The organism is Marinobacter pelagius (genome assembly GCF_900114925.1).
GTDB classification, from domain to species: Bacteria; Pseudomonadota; Gammaproteobacteria; order Pseudomonadales; family Oleiphilaceae; genus Marinobacter; species Marinobacter pelagius.
Genome location: NZ_FOUR01000007.1, coordinates 94,694 through 117,047 on the forward strand (window position 1 = coordinate 94,694; position 22,354 = coordinate 117,047).

Consider the following 22,354-nt stretch of genomic DNA (forward strand, 5'->3'; position numbering starts at 1 on the left):
ACGTAACAGCAGCTTCGGGCCCGGCCTCAGCCAGGCCCAAAACTGACATTTGCTGACCCGGAGAATCAGGGACAGGGATAGGTAAACTCCCGGTGGATCTCCTCGATTGCCTCCAGCACCGGCTCACCCAGCGTGATATTGGCGGACCCGATGTTCTCCCGGAGCTGATCCATTGTGGTCGCGCCGATGATATTGCTGGTGACAAAGCTCCGGCTGTTCACGTAGGCGAGGGCCAGCTGGGTCGGCGTCAGGCCGTGCTGCCCGGCCAGTTCGACATAAGCGCGGGTTGCATCCATGCCACGGTCCGAGGTGTACCGGCTGAAGCGTTCATAGAGGGTAAGTCTTCCCTTCTCCGGCCACTTGCCGCCGAGATACTTGCCCGACAGCATGCCAAAGGCCAGGGGCGAATAGGCCAGCAGGCCGGTCTGCTCACGATGGGCAAACTCCGCCAGCCCCAGTTCGAATGAGCGGTTCAGCAGGTTATAGGGATTCTGGATACTGACCACCCGGGGCCAGCCTTTTTCCCGGGACAGACGAAGGTACTCGGAGGTCCCCCAGGGTGTCTCATTGGACAGACCGATGTGACGCACCTTTCCTTCCCGGACCAGTTCGTCCAGCGCCGACAGGGTTTCCTCGATCGGCGTGGCATCCTCATCCGGCTTGTGCACATAGCCAAGTTTGCCGAAGAAGTTGGCGTTCCGGTCCGGCCAGTGGACCTGGTACAGGTCGATGTAATCCGTCTGCAAACGCTTGAGGCTGTCCTCGCAGGCCTGACGGATATGGTCCCGGGTCAGCCGCGGGCCGTTGCGCAGATAGCTCAGGCCATTGCCCGGCCCTGCCACCTTGGAGGCAATCACCAGATCGTCCCGGCGACCGCGCCGGGCCAGCCAGTTACCCAGGTAGGTTTCTGTCCGCCCCTGGGTGTCCGGTTTCGGCGGCACCGGGTACATTTCCGCGGCGTCGATGAAGTTGATGCCCTCCCCCGTCGCATAGTCCAGCTGTTCGAAGGCTTCCTGCTCGGTGTTCTGCTCGCCCCAGGTCATGGTGCCCAGGCAGATCAGGCTCACATCAATGTCGGTATTACCTAACTTTCGCGTCTGCATATCGTCTCCGCTTCAGTTCATTGCACGGGTAAAAGGAATGTCACGGGAGTGTCGCATAACTGTCATGTGCGCTTCCCATAGTGAAGGCATGTAAGAGGAACCACAGGAAACACCGTGACCCAGACCACCCAGCCCAACCGGCGCCAGCAACACATTACCATTGTTTCCGAGACTTTTCCGCCGGAAATCAATGGCGTGGCCAATACGCTGAGGCACCTGTGCCAGGGGCTGATGCAGCGGGGCCACCGGGTGAGCGTGGTCAGGCCCCGGCAGCGTCATGAGCTGGCCGGCGCCGTGGCCAGTGCCGGTGACGCCCTGTTCAATGAGGAGCTCGTGGTTCCGGGTCTGCCACTGCCCGGCTATGCCGATCTCCGTTTCGGCATCAGCAGCGTCCGTCGCCTGGCGACGCTGTGGAAAGAAGAACGCCCGGATGCAGTCTACGTTGCTACCCAGGGGCCGCTGGGCGTGGCGGCGGTCAGCGCTGCGAGAAGGATCGGCATCCCGGTAAGTTCCGGTTTTCACACCAACTTCCACCAGTACAGCCGCTACTACGGCATCGGAGCCCTGGAACGGGTGCTTTGCGCCTATGGCCGCTGGTTCCATAACCGCACGGATGTCACCCTCGTGCCCACCCGCAAGATGCAGCAGGTGACCCGTGCCATGGGGATTCCGGCCACCGGCCTGTGGAGCCGGGGCATAGACTGCAACCGGTTCTCCCCCCACAAGCGGGATAACGAACTTCGCAGGCAATGGGGGCTCGCGCCCAACGACCGGGCTGTAATCTATGTCGGTCGTCTGGCCCCGGAGAAAAACCTCCGTCTGGCGGTGGCCTGCTATGAGCGGATCCGGGGGCTGCATCCCAACTCGCGGTTCATCCTCGTTGGCGACGGCCCCCTGCGCCGGGAACTGAGCGAGCGCCATCCCGAATACCTGTTCTGCGGCATCCGGAGGGGAGAGGAGCTGGCGAAATTCTACGCATCCGGGGATCTGTTCCTGTTCCCGAGCAAAACCGACACTTTCGGCAACGTGGTACTGGAAGCCATGGCCAGCGGCCTGGCGGTGGTGGCGTTTGACGATGGAGCGGCCAGCGAACACATCCGAAATGAGGAGAACGGACTGAAAGTCGCCCTCGAGGATGACGAGGGCTTTGTCGACTGTGCCCTGAGACTGGCCGACCAGCCGACGCTGCTTGGCCGCCTGCGTAACCAGGCCCGACTCGATGCACTGGAACTCAACTGGTCAGCCCAGATCGAACAGTTCGAACAGCTGGTCCTGAACCCGGATAACAAGGCGGGGTACCATGCCCTCAACAAGCAAAGCATCTCGATTCTTTGAGCGGGCCGACCAGCGGGAGTACCTGCTGTGCCAGGTCATCAACCGCTCGGTCCGGTTCCGGCCGGTGCTGGGCTACTTCCGCACGGTCAGCCGGCTGGGCGATGGCTGGTTCTGGTACGCACTGATCCTGTCACTGCCACTGATCGAACCGGCTGCCGGACCCGGCCTGGCCCTGCTGATGGCCATAACGGGCCTGACCTGCACGGTCACCTACAAGCTGCTGAAACGGTGGTTGATCCGGGAACGGCCGTTCATATCCTTCCCGTCCATCAACTGTGGTACACCGCCCCTGGATCGCTACAGTTTTCCTTCCGGCCATACTCTCCATGCCGCCTGCTTCCAGGTCATGCTGATGGCCGCCCTGCCCGGGCTGGCGCTTTACATCCTGCCCTTCACCCTGAGTGTTGCCGCCTCGCGGGTGGTTCTTGGCCTGCACTATCCCACCGACGTGGTTGCCGGGGCGCTGGTCGGGGGCACTATCGGTTACCTGTCAGTCCACCAGCTATTGGGGGCGGCCATGGCGATAATCACCGGCTGATCAGTCGAACAACCTTAGCTGGGTCACCGGCGCGTCATCATTGCGGAACCGCACCCCCACCCCGAGTAACCGGACCGGGCGCTCGGTATTCGTGACCAGTTCATCCAGCAGGGGCTGATAATCGGCCACTTCGGGCTCGGCCACATGCTCCCGGACCCGCTCCAGGGTGTGGGTGGAAAAATCACTGTAACGGATCTTGATAAACAGCTTGTGGATCGGCTTGCTGCGCCCCTTACGGCCAAGCCGGAGATTGAGATCTGCCACCAGAGCGGGCATGACCGACTCGCAAGCGCTCTTGTCCGGCAAATCCTGGGAAAAGGTGCGTTCGACACTCACCGACTTGGCGATGCGGGATACCACCACCGGCCGATCGTCCCGGCCATGGGCCATCTCGTGCAGGCGATAGCCCTGTTTGCCAAACCGGTCCAGCAGGACATCCGCTCCCAGCGCCTGCATGTCACCGCAGGTCTTTACCCCCAGGGCATGGAGTTTGGCGGCGGTCACCTGCCCCACCCCGAACAGCTTCTCCACCGGAAGGTCACGGACAAACTCCTGCACCCGGTCCGGGGTGATCACAAAAAGGCCGTCGGGTTTCTGCCAGTCGCTGGCAATCTTGGCGAGGAACTTGTTGGGCGCCACCCCGGCGGAAACCGTAATGCCCACTTCCCGGTGGATGCGCTCCCTGAGATAACGGGCCATGAGAGTACCGCTGCCCTTGTGGTCGGCAACATCCGAGACATCCAGGAAGGCCTCATCCAGGGACAGGGGTTCCACCAGATCGGTCAGCTCCCGCAGGATATCCATCACCTGGCGGGAGACCGCCCGGTACTTGCCCATGTCCGGCGGCACCGTCACCAGACCCGGGCACAGGCGCCGGGCTTCGCTACCGGGCATGGCCGAACGGACGCCAAAAGCGCGGGCCCGGTAATTGCAGGTGGTTACCACGCCCCGGCCACCCTCGCCACCCACGGCCAGGGGAACATCCCGCAAGCTGGGGTCGTCTCGCATTTCCACGGCGGCGTAGAAGCAATCACAATCCACATGGATGATCTTGCGCTGGGGCATGGTCAGGGGGCTCGCGTCCACACTCTGTACATATATACAGCCTTGTATATTACGCTAACATGCCGAGAATGTCAGGGAACTCCAACAACACTATCAGGACTACCGCGAGGTCCCCATGAGCAACCCGATCCCCGAATCCGAACGCACTGAAATTGAAGCGGCGGCCTTCCGCCGTCTGGTCAAGCACCTGCGGGACAACACCGAGGTGCAGAATATCGATCTGATGAACCTGGCCGGGTTCTGCCGTAACTGCCTGTCAAAATGGTACCGGGCCGAGGCCGAGGAGCGCGGTTTCGAGATTTCCGATCCGGACGCCCGGGAAGAAATCTACGGCATGCCCTACGAAGAATGGAAAGAGCGCTACCAGGTCGGCCCCAAGCAGGATCACAAGTAATGAACGTGAACGAGGCGGTGCGCATCCATCTGGCGGCCCTGGAGGTCGGCCGCAGCGATTTCGATGACACCCTGGCGTTGGTCGAACGCTACTTCGAGTACCAGCCGACCGGTTTTCACAACGGCCCGCTGTTCAACGCCGCCGGAGAGAACGCCGGTTCCTGTCGGGTGTTCGGGCTCGGGCGCCACTGCAATCTCAGTGAGTCCGAAACCCTCCGCCTGTTTGCCCAGCATTACCAGCAGGTACTGGACGAGCCCGCCGGTGACAGCCACGGCAATATCCGCCAGTTCATCAGCACCGGCTGGTCCGGCATCCGCTTTGACGGCGACCCCTTGCGACCTCTCACTGCGCCCGATACCAAGGAAGAGACACCTTCATGACCGATACCGCCAGCACCGGGGTACAACAGAGTTTCCAGTTCAAGAGCGCGAACGTCTCGCTGACAGCCCTTGAGCTCTATTACTTCGACAACGACGAGTTCGAGACCAACCTCCGGGAAAAGATCAACCAGGCGCCGGGGTTCTTCAAGGATATCCCGCTGATCATCAGTCTGGAGAAGTACGAAGGGCTGGACAGCGAACTGGACTTCTTCAAGATCATCGGTACCTGCCGCCGGCACAACATCCAGGTGATCGGCGTGCGTGGCGGTAATGAAGATCAGCGCCGACTGGCCCGGGGTGCGTCACTGGCACTGCTGCCAGGCTCCGGCCAGCGGGAAAAGCCCCAGGAACCGGAGGCGACCGCAGAACCGGAGAGCGAACCGCAGACCGGGCAGCCTACCGGCCCGGCACCGGCCCGGATCATCAACCATCCGGTCCGTTCGGGCCAACAGATCCATGCCCCGGAAGGCGACGTGATCGTGCTCGGACCGGTGCAGGCCGGCGCGGAAATCCTGGCGGCTGGCAACATCCATGTCTATGGCCCGCTTCGGGGCCGGGCACTGGCCGGAATCCACGGCGGCGAATCCGCCCGGATTTTCTGCCAGTCACTGGAAGCAGAGCTTGTGTCCATCGCCGGACACTATAAAATCTCCGAAGATCTTCAGGACAATGGCTGGAAGAACGCTGTGCAGATCCAGCTCAGGGACGACCTGCTGGTGGTAACGCCACTGGACAAGGCCTGATGTTTACAACCAACAATAACGACCAAGAAGACACGACGAATCCACCGCGAAACAGGAACTGAACCTTGGCTAGAATCATTGTCGTAACCTCAGGAAAAGGCGGCGTTGGCAAGACCACCACCAGCGCCTCAATCAGCACCGGCCTTGCCAAGCGCGGTCACAAGACCGTCGTTATCGACTTCGACGTGGGACTGCGCAATCTGGATCTGATCATGAATTGCGAGCGCCGGGTCGTTTATGACTTCGTCAACGTCATCCAGGGCGAAGCCTCACTGAACCAGGCCCTCATCCGGGACAAGCGGGTGGATACGCTCTACATCCTCCCCGCCTCCCAGACCCGGGAAAAAGAAGCGCTCACCCGCGAAGGCGTGGAGCGGGTCATCAACGAGCTGTCGGAAACGTTCGACTACATCGTTTGCGACTCGCCGGCGGGTATCGAACACGGCGCCCTTATGGCCCTGTACCATGCGGACGAAGCCATCGTGGTCACCAACCCGGAAGTCTCCTCCGTGCGTGACTCCGACCGTATCCTGGGCATTCTCCAGAGCAAGTCCCGGCGGGCGGAAATGGGCCTGGACCCGGTAAAAGAACATCTGCTGCTGACCCGATACAACCCGGACCGGGTTTCCAAGGGCGAAATGCTGTCCGTGGGTGATGTGGAAGAAATCCTCGCCATCCCGTTGCTGGGCGTGATTCCCGAAAGCCAGGTGGTGCTCAATGCCTCCAACCAGGGTTTGCCGGTCATTCTTGAGGAAGGCAGCGATGCCGGCCAGGCCTATGAGGATGCGGTCGCCCGCCTGTTGGGGGAGGAGCGGGAGCACCGCTTCATGACGGCCCAGAAGAAAGGGTTCTTCACGCGGATGTTCAAGGGAGGCTAAGGGATGAGTTTCCTCGATTATTTCAGGAGCAAGAAAAACGCAAGCGCCAGTGTCGCCAAGGAGCGTCTGCAGATTATCGTGGCCCATGAACGTGGCCAGCGGGAGCAGCCGGACTACCTGCCCCAGCTCCAGCAGGAGCTGCTGGAGGTCATCCGCAAGTATGTGCAGATTTCCGATGACATGGTGCAGGTCGAAGTGGACCGCAATGAACGGTGTTCGGTACTGGAACTGAACGTCACACTACCGGAAAAGTAGTCCGGCCCCGCTACCAGCGGGTAAAGTGATCCTCCATCAATCCCCGTAGCCCCGCTACGGGGATTTTTGTTCCTGTCTCGTCAATCACCGTGCCGCTGAAGGTGCCCACATACTGGCGGAAATTCGAGGCCAGGATGCCCGCATTCAGCTTCTCCTTGCGCACTCCCGCCGGCACAAAATGCAGATCCACACGACCATCGGTCGTAGTCACATGCCAGTCGGTGCCGGGCCGGTAACGGTCGAAGGAGAACCTTGCGGCGTCCAGTTTCGAGCAGACACCGTCCAGCCAGAGGGCGTTTTCCGTCATTCCGGTTTCGTTGACACCGGCAGCCAGGTTCAGCCCGAACGACCGGCCATCTTCCAGCACGCCCGCAATGGCGGCCCAGTTCCAGGCGGTTTCCCGGCGCATGAAGCCACAGCTCCAGTCGATGGAACCCCGGACCTGGTCATCACAACGCCAGATCTGGTGGTCCCAGCGGACTTCACCTTCCACTTTCAGGCCGGCGGACTTGCGGGTGAACACCCAGCCGTTGTAGCCCGCCGGGCATACCAGGCGCAGCGGATCGTGATCTTCCCTAAGTTCCAGATCAACCCGGATTCCCCCCGGTGCCGACACCGAAACATTGCGCCCGCCGGTCGCCGGCGCAATGTGCAGGTCAACCTCCCCCTTTTGGAAACGGGCCAGGCCATGCTCGGGGTAGGGCTCAAGATGTGTCCCCATCGCCAGCGGCTGCAGGAATGACCGCTCCAGCATGGTTCCGGATTCGAAGTCGTACAGATAGAAGAAGCCATTTCCGAGCAGCTTCAGATCCACCAGGGCCATACCGAACACCCAGCCAGGGCCCATGGCACTGACGAACTGGAACTGGTTGAACCGCCACCGGCGCGCCAGTCGCGAGCGGGGCCGGTCCATGACCGAACGCAGGTCATAGTCCAGATAGTTGATGGTATCTACCGGTTCAACGAGCATCCCGGCAGGAACTCGTCCCTTGTCGTCAATCAGCTTTGTTATGGTCATAGCGGTCGTCAGATCGGGCCAATTCGCGGAACCATCAGCCAGTGGAGTTACCTGGTTCACAATCCCCTGTGTTCGTGCCTTTGCCGGTCTTTACCCCATGCTAGACTCGGCGGCATCGTCTTCAAGGAAGTGTACTCTATGAGAAGTCCAAGAGCCCATGGGTTTGCAGGCCGGGGCATTGTCTTTGCAGGGATGGTCTGCACCTGGATGCTCGCAGTCCTGAGCGGCGCCGCATTGACGGCGGAACTGCCCGATGAGCAGACCGCCGACTGGGAACTGCGCACGGAAACCGACAACATCCGCATCTACACCGCCGGCCAGCCCGGTTCCAAATTCAAGGCCTTCAAGGCCGTTGCCACGCTCGATGTCCCGATCGAAAACCTGATGGCGGTCATGATCAATCCGGCCTCCTGCACCGAGTGGGTCCACAATTGCAGCGAATCCTATGACTTCGGCGAAGGCGACTTCCATGACCGCTACGCCTACTCGGTGAACGACATGCCCTGGCCGGTGGCGGACCGTGATTACGTACTGCGCATCCGCACCCGGGGCGACCGTGCCAGCGGCGAGGTCATCATGGACCTGAACGCCACCCCCGACCTGCGGGCCGAAAGCAGCAACCGTATCCGGGTAGACCGCTCGGACACCCTGTACCGGTTTATCCCCGAGGGCGACAGCACCCGGATGATCTGGGTACAACACACGGATCCCAACGGTGCCCTGCCCGGATGGCTGGTCAATTCCCTGCTGGTGGACATTCCGGTACGCTCCATACAGGCCCTTGAAGACGTTGCCCGCGCGCCCCGGTACCAGGGATTCGAGCTGGTCTGGGACGAACAAGGCAAGCTGGTGGATGTGGTGCTTTCGGATTCGTGAGGGATGACGCCCCCCGCAACACGCGCTAAGCTTTACGGAAAAGGACAGCAACAAGAGGCAGGCCTCACCCGATGACCGTTCTCGCCCACGAGATCATGACCCCCAGCATCAAAGCCGTACCCCAGAACTGGACGATGGACCGTCTGGCCCGCTTCCTCACCGATAACGAAATCACCGGCAGCCCCGTCACCGACGACAACGGGGAAATCGTCGGCATCGCCACCCTCAAGGACATCACCGAATTCCGCTGGAATGCGAGCCGCTCGGACACCGGTCCCCGCCTGACCCCGGAGGAGGAGATCGAGGCACGGCGCCTGCGCATGGCCATTTTCGAGGAGATGGGCAAGGTCCCGGTGGAAGTCCGCGATATCATGACCCCGATCGTTTTATCCGTTGACGAGCAGACGCCGGTGCGAGACATTGCCAATATCATGATGCGTGAGCACCTGCACCGGATCTTTGTCACCAGCGATTCAAGAATTACCGGTATCATCACGACCTACGACATGCTCAAGCTGATATCGGACAAGGAACTGACGCAACGCTGCGCCGAGAACGACTGAGCCACCAGAGAGGTAGCCTCCCCTATGCCAAGAGCACCGCAAGCTCGGAAGAAGATGTACGTCCTCGACACCAATGTCCTGATCCACGACCCCAACGCCCTCCTCAACTTCGAAGAACACGATGTCATTATCCCGATGACCGTCCTGGAAGAGCTGGACAGCCTCAAGTCCGGCAAGCAGACGGTCGCCGCCGATTGCCGCCAGGCCATCCGGAACATCGACAAGGTCCTGGGCGATGCCAGCCCGAAAGAAATCGAGAAAGGTGTGCCGATCGTGCGGGGCAAGAAGGCCGCGCCCCTGGGCAAGCTGCTGATCCTGATGAGCACCGAGCACCTGGACTCCCACTCACTGCCCGAGCACCTGAACGACAACAAGATCATCAACACCCTGGCCGCACTGCAGAACCGTCACAAGTCCCGGGACATCATCCTGGTGAGCAAGGACATCAACATGCGTCTGAAGGCGCGCGGATTCGGGGTCGAAGCCCAGGATTACCACAACGACCAGCTGCTTGATGACATCGACCTGTTGCCCAAGGGCTACCACGAGTTCAGTAATTCCTTCTGGGACAACATCGAGAAGGTGGAAACCGTACAACGGGAAGGGGTCACCGAGCACATCCTGCGTCGGGAAGGGCCTCTGGCCAAAATCAACATCAACGAGTTCGTACTCGACGAGCAGGGTTTTGTCGGCAAGGCGGTGGATCTGGACGAGGAACGCATCATCATCCGGGACCTGCACCAGCATGACCTGATGAACGAGGAAGTCTGGGGGCTGGTACCCCGGGACATCTACCAGGCCATCGCCCTGAACCTGCTGCTGGACCCGGATGTCCACATGGTCAACCTGACCGGCTCGGCCGGCTCGGGCAAAACCATCCTGGCCCTGGCCGCGTGCATCGAGATGACCGTTGCCAGCAAGCTTTACAAGCGCATCATTGCCACCCGCTCCACCCAGGGCCTGGACGAGGACATCGGTTTCCTGCCCGGCACCGAAGCGGAGAAGATGGAGCCCTGGCTGGGGGCCATCGTGGACAACCTGGAGGCGCTGCACGAGGATGACGAGAACATGACCGCCTCGGTGGACTACATCCTCAGCAAGGTCCCGCTGCACTTCAAGTCCATGAACTACATCCGCGGCCGCAGCTTCCAGCACAGCCTGATCATCATCGACGAGTGCCAGAACCTGACGCCGCACCAGATCAAGACCATCATTACCCGGGCGGGCAACGGCTCCAAGGTGATCTGCCTGGGCAACCTGGCGCAGATCGATACGCCGTACCTGAGCGCCCTCAGTTCCGGCCTCACCTACATGACCGAACGCTTCAAGGGCTTCCGCCATGGTGCCCACGTGCACCTGCAGGGCGTTCCCCGCTCGGTTCTGGCGGAGTACGCCGAAGCCAACCTCTGATCTCCCAGACCTGTTGACCCTGGCGACATGCGCCAGGGTCGATCCTGCCATCGCCGGCCGTTTGTTATCGAACTAATGTGACCCCTATCCCAAACGTGACACATCGTAATAACAAATGACAAAGGCGATACCATGCGAAACCTCATCCTGTTCACCCTTGCCGGGCTGTCGGCGGCAGCCCTCAGTGGCTGCGGTGGCGATTCTTCCGGGAATGCCACAACCGACGTCCAGAGCCAACAGAAAGAGCCGGTTGTCAGCAGTGCCAGCCCCAGCCACTACAAGCGCCCACTGCCGGACAGCGACGCGGAACTTGCGGCGGCCTCCTGCGCCGAAGGCACCGACCTGACCGGTGGTCGCAGCTACCGGGTGCAAATGCCCTCCCGGGTCGATGGCGCCGCCATCGTGTTCCAGGTGTTCGAACCCACCCAGTTTGACTGCCAGACCCGTCACCCCCTGATCCTGCAGGGACACGGTTTCAGTGGTTCCCGCTCGACCGAGGCCGGCAGCGATCCGCTGGCCCCCATCGAACCCCTCATTGATGCGGGCTATGCGGTCATCAGCATCGACCAGCGCGGTCACGGTGAAAGCGGTGGTACCATCCGGGTAATGGACCCGGACCTGGAGGGCCAGGACCTGGTGCAGATCGTGGACTGGGCCGAGGCCAACCTGGATTACCTGAAATACGAGCGGGACAACCTGCTGCTCGGTGGCGTCGGTGGCAGTTACGGCGGGGGCTTCCAGTACCTGTTGTACAACGTCGATCCGGACCAGCGCATGGATGCCATGGTGCCCCACATCACCTGGCATGACCTGACCTACAGCCTGAACCCGGGAGACGTCACCAAGAACTACTGGCTGGCCTTCCTGTCGGTGATGGGAGACAGCCAGACCGGCCTGTCCATGGACCCGTACCTGCGCAGTTCCCTGGTCGACGGCATTGCCACCGGCCTGTTCCCGGAGAGCGCCCTGGACTTCCTCCACTACCACAGCCCGAGTTACTTCTGGCAGAACGAGCGCGATCTTGCCCTGCTGGACAGCGGCAACACCGACGATTACCTGCTGGAGCCGGTCACCGGGCAGCTTCCCCTGACCAGCGACGGCCGCTACATCGTCAAAACACCGCCCCGTGCCCCCTACCCGGTGGACGTGCTGATGTTCCAGGGCATGCGTGACAGCCTGTTCCCGTTCAACGAGGCGGCGGAGAATTACCGGATCCTCAAGGCCGCCGGCGGTGACGTCCGGCTGCTGACCTACCCGTTCAGCCACCATTACCTGGCCCCGAACGTTGGCCTGATCCAGGAAACCCTGGCCAACCTCACCTTCTACAGCGGTGAGCTGCCGACCCTGGCCACCGGCGACCTCAATGCCCTTGCCCGGTGCGGTGACATCAGCGCCAACCAGGCCACGGTGGCCTGGTTCAACGAGAAACTGCTTGGCCGCGGCAACGCCGACAACGTCATCACCACCGGTGACCAGATCTGCTACACCCTGGCCCCGGGCGACGCCATCTCGGCGCCGGGGATCACCACGGGCGGCACCACCTTCGAGGTCGGTTTTGATCTGCTGACCACCCCCCTGCCTGCGACGGTATTGCTTGGTGCCGCAGGCCTTGCACCGACGGTGGTACCGCTGGAAACCCTGGAATCGGAGACAGTTGTTGCCGGCATTCCCACGGCGGATCTGAGCATCAGCACGGGACTGCCGGATCTGGATAGCCAGTGCCTGGAAAGTTCCGACCCGATCCTGCACGCCGGCACCTGCGACAGCATTGTCTTTGCCGGTATCGGCGTGATTCGCCAGAACCAGCTGGCGCCGGAGCTGATCGATGAACAGGTGCACCCCCTGCGGGGCCTGGGCCAGCATACCGTGGAGCTGACCGGTATTGCCGAGCGGCTCAACCCCGGGGATCAACTGGTACTGATGCTGTATGGCCAGCACCCGACCTTTGCCGGCGCGTTCTCCCGGGATCCGGTAGTGCCGGCGGTGCAGGTGACAGGCGAGGTGGCGCTGCCGCTACTCAGTGCGGATGGCCAGTCACCCCTGGCGGAAGCGACAAACGACTGAGGTCACGGCCCCGGACAGGGCTCAGTCCTTGAACTGGGCTTTGTCCAGGCCGTGCTTTTTCATCTTGTCGTAAAGAGTCTTGCGGGCAATACCAAGCTGGACCATGGTGTCCTTGATGCTGCCGTGGCAGGCGTTGAGAGCACTGACAATCGCCGTGCGCTCGAAGCTGTCCATCATCTCGACCAGAGTCTGGCGGCCCGAGATATCGCCCTCGCTGCCGGGCTCATTCTCATCCAGGGCGGCCGGTCCAAGCAGGACGTAACGTTCCGCCAGGTTCCGCAGTTCCCTGACATTCCCCGGCCAGGACCGCTGCATCAGGCGGGCCGCCTGACCGGCATCCAGGGGCACGCTCTCCCGGTCATAGCGGGCGGCGGCAATCAGCACAAAGTGGTGGAACAGCAAAGGGATGTCCTCCTTGCGTTCCCGCAACGACGGGATGTCTACCTTCACCACGTTCAGCCGGTAATACAGATCGGCCCGGAACTCCCCTTCATCGCTGAGTTTTTTCAGGTCCGCCTTGGTCGCGGCAATGATGCGCACATCCACATCCTGCACCTGGTTGCTGCCCAGGCGCTCGACCTTCTGCTCCTCCAGCACCCTCAGCAACTTGATCTGCAGGGGCATGGGCATGCTTTCCACCTCGTCCAGGAACAGGGTGCCTTTGTGCGCGTGCTCGATCTTGCCGATGCGCCGCTTGTCCGCCCCGGTGAAGGCGCCGGCTTCATGGCCGAACAGCTCGCTCTCGATCAGGTTCTCCGGTACCGCGCCACAATTGATGGCGACGAAATTGTGGGCGCTGCGCGGGCTGTTTTCGTGGATGTAACGGGCCAGGGCATCCTTGCCGGAACCGGTCTCGCCGTGCAGCAGGATGTTGGCGGAGATATCCAGGATCGGATCAATGGTCGCCATCACCCTCTGCATGGACGGCGAATCCCCGAGGATTCGCGGTCCCGGTTTGGCCATCTGCCGCAGCTGGGCTTTCAGCCGCCGGTTTTCCAGCGCCAGGTGCCGTTTTTCCAGGGCGTGACGCAGCAGCTCGATCAGTTCCTCGTGATCAAAGGGCTTCTCGATGAAGTCGTAAGCGCCCTGCTGCATGGCGGTGACCGCGGTGCTGATGTCGCCCTGTCCGGTAAGGATGATGACCGGAATACTGTCGTCCACCGCCCGGACCTGCTCCAGCATCTGGAGGCCATCCATGCCGGGCATGTTGTAGTCACACAGGACAATGCCCCCGAAGTCCGCGGTGATGGTTTTCAGGGCTGGCGCCGCGGCTTCGAAACAGGCCACCGGCAAGTCCTCGAGGGTCAGGGTCTGGGCCATGGCCTGGAGAATGTGCGGGTCATCATCCACAAAGATAACCGAAGGTTGTGTCATTCCGTTGCCTCCCGCTGTTGCAAGGTCAGTACAAATTCCGCGCCGGGGCCGTCCGGACGGTTACGCCCGGTCAGGGTTCCGCCCAGGGCATCGACGATCTGCCGCGAAATGGACAGGCCCAGCCCCAATCCCTGCTTGACCGACTTGGTGGTAAAGAAAGGTTCAAAAATCTGCTCCGTGTTTCCCGGCAGCCCGTAACCGTTATCCCGGACCGTACACCGCCAGTGGCCGTCTACCGCTTCCACATCGATGGTGATCACCGGTGCCTCGCGCTCTTCCACAGCCTGTGCCGCATTGGCCAGCAGGTTCACCATCACCTGCTCGATCCGTATCAGGTCGCCGTGGCACATCACCGGCTGTTCCGGACGGTTCCACCGGATATCGATACCGTCACTGTTCTTCTGGGCCTTGATGATTTTCAGGGCCGCATCCACCGACAGGCGCAGATCCACCACCGACGGTGGCCCTTCCGACTTGCGGGCAAACACTTTGAACTGCCGGGTGAGCTCCGCCATCTTGTCGCAAAGGGTGATAATTTCAGACAAGTTGGCGTCCACCATATCCGTGGCCCCCTTCTCCAGAAAACGGCGGCTGTTGCGGGCATAGGTCTGGATGGCCGTCAGCGGCTGGTTCATTTCGTGGTTCAGTCCGGCCGACATCTGCCCCAGCACCGCCAGTTTGGCAGCCTGGATCAGCTCCTGTTGGGTTTCCCGAAGCTCGCTCTGGGTCCGTTCCCGTTCACTGATTTCCTCCAGCAACTGCTGATTCGAGTGCTCCAGGTCCCGGGTGCGCTCGGCCACCCGGCGCTCCAGCTGTTCTCCCCGCAGGGCCAGCTCTGCCTCCCGGCGATAGCGTTCCCGGAGATACAGCCAGGCCAGCAGGACACCGACGTAGATGGCAAAGCCGGCGACCAGGAAGCCCAGCCGGGTCCACAGCACCGGAGCGGTCGAGACCATGACCTGCAGCGTCCAGTCCAGTCTTGGTAACGGGGTCCGGACACTCAGGTATTCCTGATTGCCCTCGGGAGTGCGGAACCGGATTTTCGACGACTGCTCTGACAACCCCCAGGGCCGCCCCAGTTCCGCAATCTGCATGGGGTTCAGTTCGCGCTCCGGATAACGCTGCCGGGTTTCCAGCGGCAATGCGCCGGTGCTTCCCCCGGAAAAGTCCCGGTACAGCCAGGCAGGCCGACTGGCCAGGAAGCTGACACCGGACTGGTCCAGCACCACCATTTCCGCCTCGCTCAGGGACGCCGGCCGATGCCACTGGGACTCCAGTTCATGCACCAGCACCTTGACCGCAATGACACCGGCGATCTCGCCATTGTCGCTGCGCACGGGATGGGAAAAGTACAGGCCACGGACACCGGACATCAGCCCGAGGGCAAAATAGATTGCCGAGTCACCGCTGGCCATGGCATCCGAGAAGTAGGGCCGAAAATCGAATCTCCGGCCGACAAAGCTGTCTTCCTGCTGGTAGTTGTTGGCGGCGATGGTCAGGCCGGTAGTATCCATCAGGTAGACATCGGAACTGCCCACGATGGTCGCCATCCTCTGCATTTCCTCATTGGCATCGAGAATGGTCCGGGGATCCTCCGGATTCTGCAGCGCCCGAGCCATCAACGGATGCTCGGCCATCAGTTCCGGAATGGGGAGGTAGCGATTTAGCTCATTGGCCACCAGCTGCCGGTAGCGGAAGGATTCTTCCAGGCTCTCCTGCTCCACCTGCCGGTAGCCGGCCCAGCCGCCCAGCACCCAGGACAGGCCCAGAGTAATCAGCAAGAGCAGGACAGCACCGATTCGGAGAGTCATGACAGAGAGTTCCTGGAAAAGCGCTAGCCTAGCGCTCCGACCGGGCCGGCACAACCGGGGCTGTACCGGCCGGTCAGAATGCGGCTCAGGCCATCAGGATACCGCGGGCGCGAGCCGGGCCCGGCGCTGACGCTGCATCAGGAAGGCCAGCACCGCCGCGGCCACACCGCCAAGGTCGGTCCAGAGCCCGCCCTCGATCATCAGCAAGGCCGCACCGATCAGCAGCAAACGGGTCAACCAGGGCGCAGCCACCTTGGCGAACCAGCCCATGACACCACCGGAGAGCAGGTAAACACCGAAAGTAGCCGTGACCAGAGCACGGGCGATCTCGAACCAGCCAGCTTCCATCAACAGTGCGTCGTTGTAGAAGAACATGAACGGCACGATGAACGCGGCAATACCAATCCGGAACGACGCGACCGACGTTTCCATGGCGTTGGCGCCGGAGATACCGGCTGCAGCGTAGGACGCCAGGGCCACCGGCGGCGTGATGGCGGAAACCACCGCAAAATAGAACACGAAGAAATGGGCGGTGAGCGGCTCGATGCCCAGCTGCACCAGACCCGGTGCCACTACCGACGCGGCCACCGCATAGGCAGCGGTCGTCGGCATGCCCATCCCCAGCAGAATGGAGATGAACATCGCAAAGATCAGCGCAAGCAGGTTACTGTGCTCAGCTACGTCCAGCAGCAGCACCGAGAAACGCGCACCGACACCGGTCAGGGAAATCACCCCGACGATGATACCGGCGGCGGCACAGACCACGATGATCTGGATCGACATGATCGACGCGAGATCCAGTGCATTCAGGATCGAACGCAGTCCCATCTTGTTCGGGGAGATCCAGCTCACCACCGCCGCAGAGACGGTAGCCAGGGTACCGGCCCGGATCACCGAATAGCCCATGAACAGGGCAACGACCAGGATGATAATCGGAACAAACAGGTAACACTGCTTCATCAGGCGGCCAAGCTTGGGCAGCTCGTCCTCACGCATGCCGCGCATACCGGTCTTGGCGGCCTCGAAATCCACCATGAAATAAACGGAAGCGAAGTACAGGATCGCCGGAATAATCGCGGCAATGGCAATCTCGGTGTACGGGATACCGGTGATCTCCGCCATGATGAAGGCGCCCGCGCCCATGATCGGCGGCATGATCTGGCCACCGGTGGAGGCAGCGGCTTCCACCGCGCCGGCGGAGGTCTTCTTGTAGCCCACCTTTTTCATCAGCGGAATGGTCAGGGAACCGGTGGACACCACATTGCCGGCACTGGTGCCATTGATCATGCCCATCAGGCCGGATGCGAAGATCGACACCTTGGCGGGGCCACCACGGGAACGGCCGGCCGCTGCAAAGGCGAAGTTGACGAAGTAGTCACCAACCTTGGACGCCTGCAGGAAGGCGGCAAAGATGATGAACAGAATAATGTAAGTGGAGGAAACCGCCGTAGTCGGCCCGAGGATACCGGCGTCGGTATACACCTGGCTGAAGAAGCGCTTCACACTCAGCCCCGGATAGCCCAGGAAACCGGGCAGATAAGGACCGGCAAACACATAGGCCAGGAATACCAGGCCAATGATGACCAGCGCCATGCCCGCCACCCGACGGGTCAGCTCAAGAATCAGGGCGGAACCGGCAACAGCCGCAAAAGAAATACCGACCGGTGAGAACGGGGTACCCGTGGACATCCGGATCGGAGTATTGAACACCACCAGCAGATAAGCTGCGACCGCGACCGAACACACCATCAGCACCAGGTCCGGCAGGCTGAAGCGCCCCCGTCCGCGCTGGTGGAACCAGCTCACAACAATACCCACAGCCGTCGCCGCAATCAGCGGCCAGCCGTAGTGCCAGGTCTCCAGCTCCGGGGCGATGCGCAGCGCGCCGTCGTTAAGCATCTGGTAGAAGGCAAAGCTCTGGTACACCGCGTACAGGGCCGGCAGCATGGCCACACCGGCGATCCAGTTGGTCCACCGGTGACGTGCCTCGCCTTCCTCTGCGGAAACAAAACGGGCTCCTGCATACAGCATGAAGCCCAGGAAAAGGGCACCCGCGACGTGGATGATCCGGAAGGACCAGGTCTCCAGCGGCGCAATATTCAGCGTGTACAGATGGAATGACGAATAGGCAATGGTCAGCAGTGTGACGAGCTTGAGAAGCCCGCCTTCAAACATTCGGCGGTTGGCCTCAACGGGTTCCTCGTCCACGTTATGGGCGAGGATGTGATCTTCGTCCTCGGTGACCCGGGGCGAATGCTGGATTTCGTGTTCAGTGGACATGTTGCAACCTGCTATCGGAAAAGCCGGACCGGTTCAGAACCGGAAATTGGGGGCCGCCATGCGGCCCCCTCAGACACAACGGTTACTTGCCGATCTTGCTTTCCGGAATCTCGTAGCCGTTTTCATTGAACCAGCGTGCTGCACCCGGATGCCAGGCCAGTACGTTGTTCTTGGTGTAGTTCTCGGGGATGGTGGTCCGTGCGGCCTTGTGGATGGAGACCATCTTGTCGTTGTTCTCCATGGTCAGCTTGACCATTTCGTACACCAGGCTTTCCGGTGCATCGCAGTTCGCGATGGCGAAGTTCCACATGGACACCACGCGGGACGGCTCTTCCAGGGACTGGTAGGTGCTGGCCGGAATCACGAACTCGGAGACCGGGAACGCCTCGGTGATGGTTTTGGCCTGCTCGTCGGTCATGCCGATGATGTTGACGTCAGTCTGGACTTCCAGCTGGCTAACCGCAGGAATGGGGATACCGGCCGCGAAGGCCACCACATCGATCAGACCATCCTGCAGCTGACCACCCAGGTCGGACCAGCTGCCGTTACGGCGCTCGAAGTCCACACCCAGAGTTTCCATCATGCGAGGGAAGTAGGTGTCAGAGGTGGAGCCGGACGGACCAAAACCGATGGTGGCACCATCCGGAATGTCTTCGATGGAGGTGATACCGGAGCTGGCCAGGGTGGTGATGGAGAACGGAGTCTCGTACATCGGGAACATGGCACAGACGTTATCCATGGCCATGCCCGGAGCCAGCGGGCTCTTGCCTTCCAGTGATTCACGGGCCGGGCCCATGGTGGTCAGGCCGAAGCTCAGGTCACCGGTGTGTACCAGGGCCATGTTCTGCATCGGACCACCGGTAATCTCGGCGCCACCGGAGATACCCAGGTTCTCGGCCATGAAGTTGGCCCAGCCTGAACCATAGGCAAAGTAGGTACCGCCCTGGCTGGCTGTACCAATGGTAAAGCTCTCGGGCCAGTCGGATTTGTCCTGGGCCATGGCCGGGCTGGCGATGGCGGCGGAGGCAACAGCTGCTGCCAGAATGGCTTGGATCTTCATAGAGGATGCTCCCCATATCATTTTGGTTGTCGGGTGCTTGACGCGGCCGTCAACGGCCACGGTGAGTTCTGGTATCAGCAAGGACCGGACCAGCTTCGGAAAATACCTATAAAACAGGGCTTTATTGGTCCGACGCTGAAATGAACGACTCAAGAATGTGTGGATATCCACCCATTACCGGGAGGCAATGGGTGGATATCCACACCTGAGTGTAGACACTGGAAGGAGGCTTGAAAAAACGTTGACGTAAACCGGGACTCTTACCACCGGCCCTGAAGCGTGGCGACAATCCGGCGGCTGCCGGCCTGGTCCCGGTGTTCGCAGAGATAGATACCCTGCCAGGTCCCGAGGGCAAGATGACCCCGGGACACCGGAAGGGTCAGCGATGGACCGATCAGTATGCTTTTGATGTGGGCCGGCATGTCGTCCGGGCCCTCCATGACATGCTCATAGTGGGGCGCACTCTCCGGCACCATGACATTGAAATGGCGCTCCAGATCCCCGCGCACATCCGGGTCGGCGTTCTCATTGACCGCCAGGGAGGCGGAAGTGTGCTGGATAAACAGGTGCAGTAACCCCATCTCGCAGTTATTCAGGCTCGGAGCCTGCGCCAGCACCTCGTTGGTGACCAGATGAAAGCCCCGCGGCAGCGGGGCCAGTTCAATGATGGTTTGATCCCAGATCATGGTAACTCCCGAGTAGCAGCTTACTTCTGCAGTTCGTCCCAGGGATGGACCGGCACCACCGCCTCACTGACCTCGGCTTCGAAGGAGCTGCGGAAATAGTCCATCGCCTTTTCAGCTTCGCTCAGTTCGTCAAAGCGGGCAATGTGGTAAATGGCTTCCCCTTCGTTCACCAGCGGCAGGTTGTTCACACAGATCACAATGCCGGAGCAGGGAGAGGTAACCGCCTCTTCAGTCTCACCGAAGGGATCGGCCACCATGGCGAGCTTCTGGCCCTTACGCACCTTCTGCCCGAGACGGGCCACCGGGCGCATGATGCCGTCAATGTCCGCCCTCACCCACTGGGAGTTGGCCGCGGTTTCCGAGCGCTTCTTCGGGGCCCTGGGCCCCTTCTTGGCTGGCACCATTTCCAGTTCCCGCATGACCCGGATCACGCCCTTGACGCCGCTGGTAATGACCACGTCATCAAACCTAAGGGCCTCACCACCCTCAAAGGTAATGACCGGAATATCCTGGGAATCGGCATAGGCCCGCAGGCTACCCTCCCGGAGACTGGCATTGATAATGATCGGGGCACCGAAGGCTTCCGCCATGCGCACGGTTTCAGGGTTCTTCAGCTCCGCACGGATCTGGGGCAGGTTGAACCGGTGGATGGCGCCGGTGTGCAGGTCAATAATATGGGTGACCCGCTCCATCAACAGGGTGCGCAGCAGGTAGGCGATACGCCCGCCCAGGGACCCGGTTTCACTGCCCGGGAAGCACCGGTTCAGGTCCCTCCTGTCGGGCAGATAACGAGTGCGCTGGACAAACCCGAAGATATTGACAATCGGCACGGCCACCAGGGTACCGCGCAGGTGCCGCAACGCCGAGTTGGTCAGCACCCGCCGGATGATCTCCACGCCATTGATCTCGTCGCCGTGGATGGCGCCACACACCATCAGCACCGGCCCATCCCGGCGACCATGCACCACCTCCACCGGAATATGGAGTGGCGTGTGGGTGTAGAGCTTGGCGACGGGAACCTCGACGGTTTCCCGTGTCCCCGCCTTGATCTGGGTGCCCGCAATCTCGAACGGTGCCCGCGCCATGGCTCAGCCCCTTCCCTTGGTTCTGGTTTTCCAGGGCTTCTGGTTCTTTTCGGTCCAGTTGATGATCATCCCCGCCACATTCTTGCCGGTGGCATTCTCGATACCCTCCAGACCCGGCGAGGAGTTCACCTCCATGACCAGGGGACCGCGACTGGAGCGCAACAGATCGACACCAGCCACGTTCAGGCCCATGGACTTGGCCGCCATGATCGCCGTGCGGCGCTCTTCCGGCGTGATTCGCACCAGAGAGGCGGTGCCACCGCGGTGCAGGTTGGAACGGAATTCCCCTTCCGCACCCTGGCGCTTCATGGCCGCAATCACCTTGTCACCGATGACAAAGCAGCGAATGTCGGCACCGCCGGCTTCCTTGATGAACTCCTGGACCAGAATGTCGGCCTTCAGCCCCATGAACGCCTCAATAACGCTTTCCGCCGCCTTGCGGGTTTCCGCCAGCACCACACCGATACCCTGGGTACCCTGCAGCAGTTTGATCACTACCGGCGCGCCACCCACCATTTTCAGCAGTTCAGGCACGTTATCCGGCTTGTTGGCGAAACCGGTGACCGGCATGCCCAGGCCCTTGCGCGCGAGCAGTTGCAGGGAACGCAACTTGTCCCGGCTGCGAGTGATGGCCACCGACTCATTGACCGGGAACACACCCATCATCTCAAACTGACGCAACACCGCCGTGCCGTAGAAGGTTACCGACGCACCGATCCGCGGGATGACCACGTCAAAGCCCTCAAGGAGCTCCTCGTGGTAGCTGATCTGGGGCTTGGCGGAGGTGATGTTCATGGAACAGTGCAGGCAATCGATGACCCGCACTTCGTGGCCGCGGTTGATACCCTCTTCCACCAGGCGCCGGGTGGAGTAGAGATTCTTGTTCCGCGACAGTACCGCTATTTTCATTTTTCAGTCCTTATAACCGGCTCACCGGCAAGATAGGAAGCTTCAGGAAATACCACCGAACGACCGTCCATGGCGGTGCGCCCGAGTAACATACGAAATCTCATGGAGTCCCGGTTGGTCAGGGTCATTTCAACGGGCCAGCTCCGGTCACCCACCACCACCGTGGTTTCAATGACCAGCCGCAATTCCCGATGGCCACCGGAATCGGAAACGTTACGCTCGTCCAGCACCTTCGCATCACACTCCACAACCTGATGCAGATCATTCTGGACCGGATGCACCCAGAACCGGACCCGCCGCTCGCCGTTCTCGGTATAGGGCTCGGTCCGGAACGTGTGCAGGCACGACGTGCGGGCCCCCGTATCCACCTTGGCCTTGATGCGTGAGATATCCAGGTCCGGCAGTGCAACCCATTCCCGCCAACCCAGGCTGACCCTCTCCTCAACGGGGCTGGACTGCGTCTTCTCGGGGGCACCACTTGTTTTTTTCGACATCCGGTAAGTCCCTTTTTTCTTTAGGCAAATCAG

The 22,354-nt window shown here is 61.3% G+C and carries 22 protein-coding genes; 11 read left to right on the forward strand and 11 right to left on the reverse strand.

Annotated features, from left to right (window positions below):
- Positions 1–65: 65 nt before the first annotated feature.
- Entirely contained in the window at positions 66–1,103 is a 1,038-nt protein-coding gene (locus tag BM254_RS14000) for an NADP(H)-dependent aldo-keto reductase (protein ID WP_092004945.1), read from the reverse strand.
- A gap of 114 nt (positions 1,104–1,217) precedes the next feature.
- Here BM254_RS14000 and BM254_RS14005 point away from each other — a divergent pair, with 114 nt between their 5' ends.
- Complete coding sequence (locus BM254_RS14005; protein ID WP_092004948.1) at positions 1,218–2,438, forward strand: glycosyltransferase family 4 protein; 1,221 nt, start codon at positions 1,218–1,220, stop codon at positions 2,436–2,438.
- Positions 2,404–2,976, forward strand: coding sequence for a phosphatase PAP2 family protein (locus BM254_RS14010; protein WP_092004951.1), 573 nt, complete (start codon positions 2,404–2,406; stop codon positions 2,974–2,976). Before BM254_RS14005 ends, BM254_RS14010 begins: the two co-directional genes overlap by 35 nt.
- Here BM254_RS14010 and dinB read toward each other — a convergent pair whose 3' ends face one another.
- The gene (gene dinB / locus BM254_RS14015; RefSeq protein ID WP_092004953.1) at positions 2,977–4,041 is read right to left on the reverse strand and encodes a DNA polymerase IV; all 1,065 of its coding nucleotides are present in this window, start codon (positions 4,039–4,041) and stop codon (positions 2,977–2,979) included.
- Positions 4,042–4,156: 115 nt separating this feature from the next.
- Between dinB and BM254_RS14020 the strand changes: the two genes are divergently transcribed.
- The 5 genes from BM254_RS14020 (at position 4,157) to minE (ending at position 6,691) form a co-directional block, all read left to right on the forward strand.
- Positions 4,157–4,435, forward strand: a complete 279-nt coding sequence (locus BM254_RS14020; protein WP_092004956.1) for a DUF1244 domain-containing protein — start codon at positions 4,157–4,159, stop codon at positions 4,433–4,435.
- Positions 4,435–4,815, forward strand: coding sequence for a HopJ type III effector protein (locus BM254_RS14025; RefSeq protein ID WP_092004959.1), 381 nt, complete (start codon positions 4,435–4,437; stop codon positions 4,813–4,815). Before BM254_RS14020 ends, BM254_RS14025 begins: the two co-directional genes overlap by 1 nt.
- Positions 4,812–5,558, forward strand: a complete 747-nt coding sequence (gene minC / locus BM254_RS14030) for a septum site-determining protein MinC (protein ID WP_092004962.1) — start codon at positions 4,812–4,814, stop codon at positions 5,556–5,558. The genes BM254_RS14025 and minC overlap by 4 nt, the downstream gene beginning before the upstream one ends.
- 65 nt (positions 5,559–5,623) lie before the next feature.
- Entirely contained in the window at positions 5,624–6,436 is an 813-nt protein-coding gene (minD, locus tag BM254_RS14035) for a septum site-determining protein MinD (RefSeq protein ID WP_092004965.1), read from the forward strand.
- A 3-nt stretch (positions 6,437–6,439) separates the two neighbouring features.
- Positions 6,440–6,691 (forward strand): cell division topological specificity factor MinE, encoded by a 252-nt coding sequence (gene minE, locus BM254_RS14040; RefSeq protein WP_092004968.1) that lies wholly within the window; start codon positions 6,440–6,442, stop codon positions 6,689–6,691.
- A 10-nt stretch (positions 6,692–6,701) separates the two neighbouring features.
- On the opposite strand, the gene BM254_RS14045 is transcribed toward minE, so the two are convergent.
- Entirely contained in the window at positions 6,702–7,709 is a 1,008-nt protein-coding gene (locus BM254_RS14045) for a DUF2804 domain-containing protein (protein ID WP_092005389.1), read from the reverse strand.
- A gap of 138 nt (positions 7,710–7,847) precedes the next feature.
- Here BM254_RS14045 and BM254_RS14050 point away from each other — a divergent pair, with 138 nt between their 5' ends.
- From BM254_RS14050 to BM254_RS14065, 4 genes are all read left to right on the forward strand, one after another.
- Positions 7,848–8,585 carry an START domain-containing protein gene (locus BM254_RS14050; RefSeq protein ID WP_092004971.1) on the forward strand — a complete coding sequence of 246 codons (738 nt, stop codon included), beginning with the start codon at positions 7,848–7,850 and terminating at the stop codon, positions 8,583–8,585.
- A gap of 71 nt (positions 8,586–8,656) precedes the next feature.
- On the forward strand, positions 8,657–9,148 hold the full coding sequence (locus BM254_RS14055; RefSeq protein ID WP_092004973.1) for a CBS domain-containing protein: 492 nt from the start codon (positions 8,657–8,659) through the stop codon (positions 9,146–9,148).
- A gap of 54 nt (positions 9,149–9,202) precedes the next feature.
- On the forward strand, positions 9,203–10,558 hold the full coding sequence (locus tag BM254_RS14060; protein WP_092004976.1) for a PhoH family protein: 1,356 nt from the start codon (positions 9,203–9,205) through the stop codon (positions 10,556–10,558).
- A 132-nt stretch (positions 10,559–10,690) separates the two neighbouring features.
- Positions 10,691–12,622: a CocE/NonD family hydrolase gene (locus BM254_RS14065; RefSeq protein ID WP_092004979.1), complete on the forward strand. Its 1,932-nt coding sequence runs from the start codon at positions 10,691–10,693 to the stop codon at positions 12,620–12,622.
- Positions 12,623–12,643: 21 nt separating this feature from the next.
- Here BM254_RS14065 and BM254_RS14070 read toward each other — a convergent pair whose 3' ends face one another.
- From BM254_RS14070 to BM254_RS14105, 8 genes are all read right to left on the reverse strand, one after another.
- The gene (locus BM254_RS14070) at positions 12,644–13,996 is read right to left on the reverse strand and encodes a sigma-54-dependent transcriptional regulator (protein WP_092004982.1); all 1,353 of its coding nucleotides are present in this window, start codon (positions 13,994–13,996) and stop codon (positions 12,644–12,646) included.
- Positions 13,993–15,807 (reverse strand): sensor histidine kinase, encoded by a 1,815-nt coding sequence (locus tag BM254_RS14075; RefSeq protein WP_092004985.1) that lies wholly within the window; start codon positions 15,805–15,807, stop codon positions 13,993–13,995. Before BM254_RS14075 ends, BM254_RS14070 begins: the two co-directional genes overlap by 4 nt.
- A gap of 93 nt (positions 15,808–15,900) precedes the next feature.
- Positions 15,901–18,087: a TRAP transporter permease gene (locus BM254_RS14080; protein WP_092004988.1), complete on the reverse strand. Its 2,187-nt coding sequence runs from the start codon at positions 18,085–18,087 to the stop codon at positions 15,901–15,903.
- 82 nt (positions 18,088–18,169) lie between these two features.
- Positions 18,170–19,147 (reverse strand): TAXI family TRAP transporter solute-binding subunit, encoded by a 978-nt coding sequence (locus BM254_RS14085; protein WP_092004991.1) that lies wholly within the window; start codon positions 19,145–19,147, stop codon positions 18,170–18,172.
- Positions 19,148–19,407: 260 nt separating this feature from the next.
- Positions 19,408–19,833 (reverse strand): secondary thiamine-phosphate synthase enzyme YjbQ, encoded by a 426-nt coding sequence (locus BM254_RS14090; protein ID WP_092004994.1) that lies wholly within the window; start codon positions 19,831–19,833, stop codon positions 19,408–19,410.
- A gap of 20 nt (positions 19,834–19,853) precedes the next feature.
- On the reverse strand, positions 19,854–20,918 hold the full coding sequence (locus tag BM254_RS14095; protein WP_092004997.1) for a succinylglutamate desuccinylase/aspartoacylase family protein: 1,065 nt from the start codon (positions 20,916–20,918) through the stop codon (positions 19,854–19,856).
- Between the two features lie 3 nt (positions 20,919–20,921).
- Positions 20,922–21,827, reverse strand: a complete 906-nt coding sequence (gene rimK, locus BM254_RS14100) for a 30S ribosomal protein S6--L-glutamate ligase (RefSeq protein WP_092005000.1) — start codon at positions 21,825–21,827, stop codon at positions 20,922–20,924.
- Entirely contained in the window at positions 21,824–22,321 is a 498-nt protein-coding gene (locus BM254_RS14105) for an ATP-dependent zinc protease family protein (RefSeq protein WP_092005003.1), read from the reverse strand. The genes rimK and BM254_RS14105 overlap by 4 nt, the downstream gene beginning before the upstream one ends.
- Between the last annotated feature and the right edge of the window lie 33 nt (positions 22,322–22,354).

Bases quoted from the DNA above. Each gene is read 5' to 3' on its own strand.
- BM254_RS14000 (WP_092004945.1), bottom strand. From the start codon at position 1,103: ATGCAGACGCGAAAGTTAGGTAATACCGACATTGATGTGAGCCTGATC.
- BM254_RS14010 (WP_092004951.1), top strand. From the start codon at position 2,404: ATGCCCTCAACAAGCAAAGCATCTCGATTCTTTGAGCGGGCCGACCAG.
- dinB (WP_092004953.1), bottom strand. From the start codon at position 4,041: ATGCCCCAGCGCAAGATCATCCATGTGGATTGTGATTGCTTCTACGCC.
- BM254_RS14020 (WP_092004956.1), top strand. From the start codon at position 4,157: ATGAGCAACCCGATCCCCGAATCCGAACGCACTGAAATTGAAGCGGCG.
- BM254_RS14025 (WP_092004959.1), top strand. From the start codon at position 4,435: ATGAACGTGAACGAGGCGGTGCGCATCCATCTGGCGGCCCTGGAGGTC.
- minC (WP_092004962.1), top strand. From the start codon at position 4,812: ATGACCGATACCGCCAGCACCGGGGTACAACAGAGTTTCCAGTTCAAG.
- minE (WP_092004968.1), top strand. From the start codon at position 6,440: ATGAGTTTCCTCGATTATTTCAGGAGCAAGAAAAACGCAAGCGCCAGT.
- BM254_RS14045 (WP_092005389.1), bottom strand. From the start codon at position 7,709: ATGACCATAACAAAGCTGATTGACGACAAGGGACGAGTTCCTGCCGGG.
- BM254_RS14050 (WP_092004971.1), top strand. From the start codon at position 7,848: ATGAGAAGTCCAAGAGCCCATGGGTTTGCAGGCCGGGGCATTGTCTTT.
- BM254_RS14055 (WP_092004973.1), top strand. From the start codon at position 8,657: ATGACCGTTCTCGCCCACGAGATCATGACCCCCAGCATCAAAGCCGTA.
- BM254_RS14060 (WP_092004976.1), top strand. From the start codon at position 9,203: ATGTACGTCCTCGACACCAATGTCCTGATCCACGACCCCAACGCCCTC.
- BM254_RS14065 (WP_092004979.1), top strand. From the start codon at position 10,691: ATGCGAAACCTCATCCTGTTCACCCTTGCCGGGCTGTCGGCGGCAGCC.
- BM254_RS14070 (WP_092004982.1), bottom strand. From the start codon at position 13,996: ATGACACAACCTTCGGTTATCTTTGTGGATGATGACCCGCACATTCTC.
- BM254_RS14075 (WP_092004985.1), bottom strand. From the start codon at position 15,807: ATGACTCTCCGAATCGGTGCTGTCCTGCTCTTGCTGATTACTCTGGGC.
- BM254_RS14080 (WP_092004988.1), bottom strand. From the start codon at position 18,087: ATGTCCACTGAACACGAAATCCAGCATTCGCCCCGGGTCACCGAGGAC.
- BM254_RS14085 (WP_092004991.1), bottom strand. From the start codon at position 19,147: ATGAAGATCCAAGCCATTCTGGCAGCAGCTGTTGCCTCCGCCGCCATC.
- BM254_RS14090 (WP_092004994.1), bottom strand. From the start codon at position 19,833: ATGATCTGGGATCAAACCATCATTGAACTGGCCCCGCTGCCGCGGGGC.
- BM254_RS14095 (WP_092004997.1), bottom strand. From the start codon at position 20,918: ATGGCGCGGGCACCGTTCGAGATTGCGGGCACCCAGATCAAGGCGGGG.
- rimK (WP_092005000.1), bottom strand. From the start codon at position 21,827: ATGAAAATAGCGGTACTGTCGCGGAACAAGAATCTCTACTCCACCCGG.
- BM254_RS14105 (WP_092005003.1), bottom strand. From the start codon at position 22,321: ATGTCGAAAAAAACAAGTGGTGCCCCCGAGAAGACGCAGTCCAGCCCC.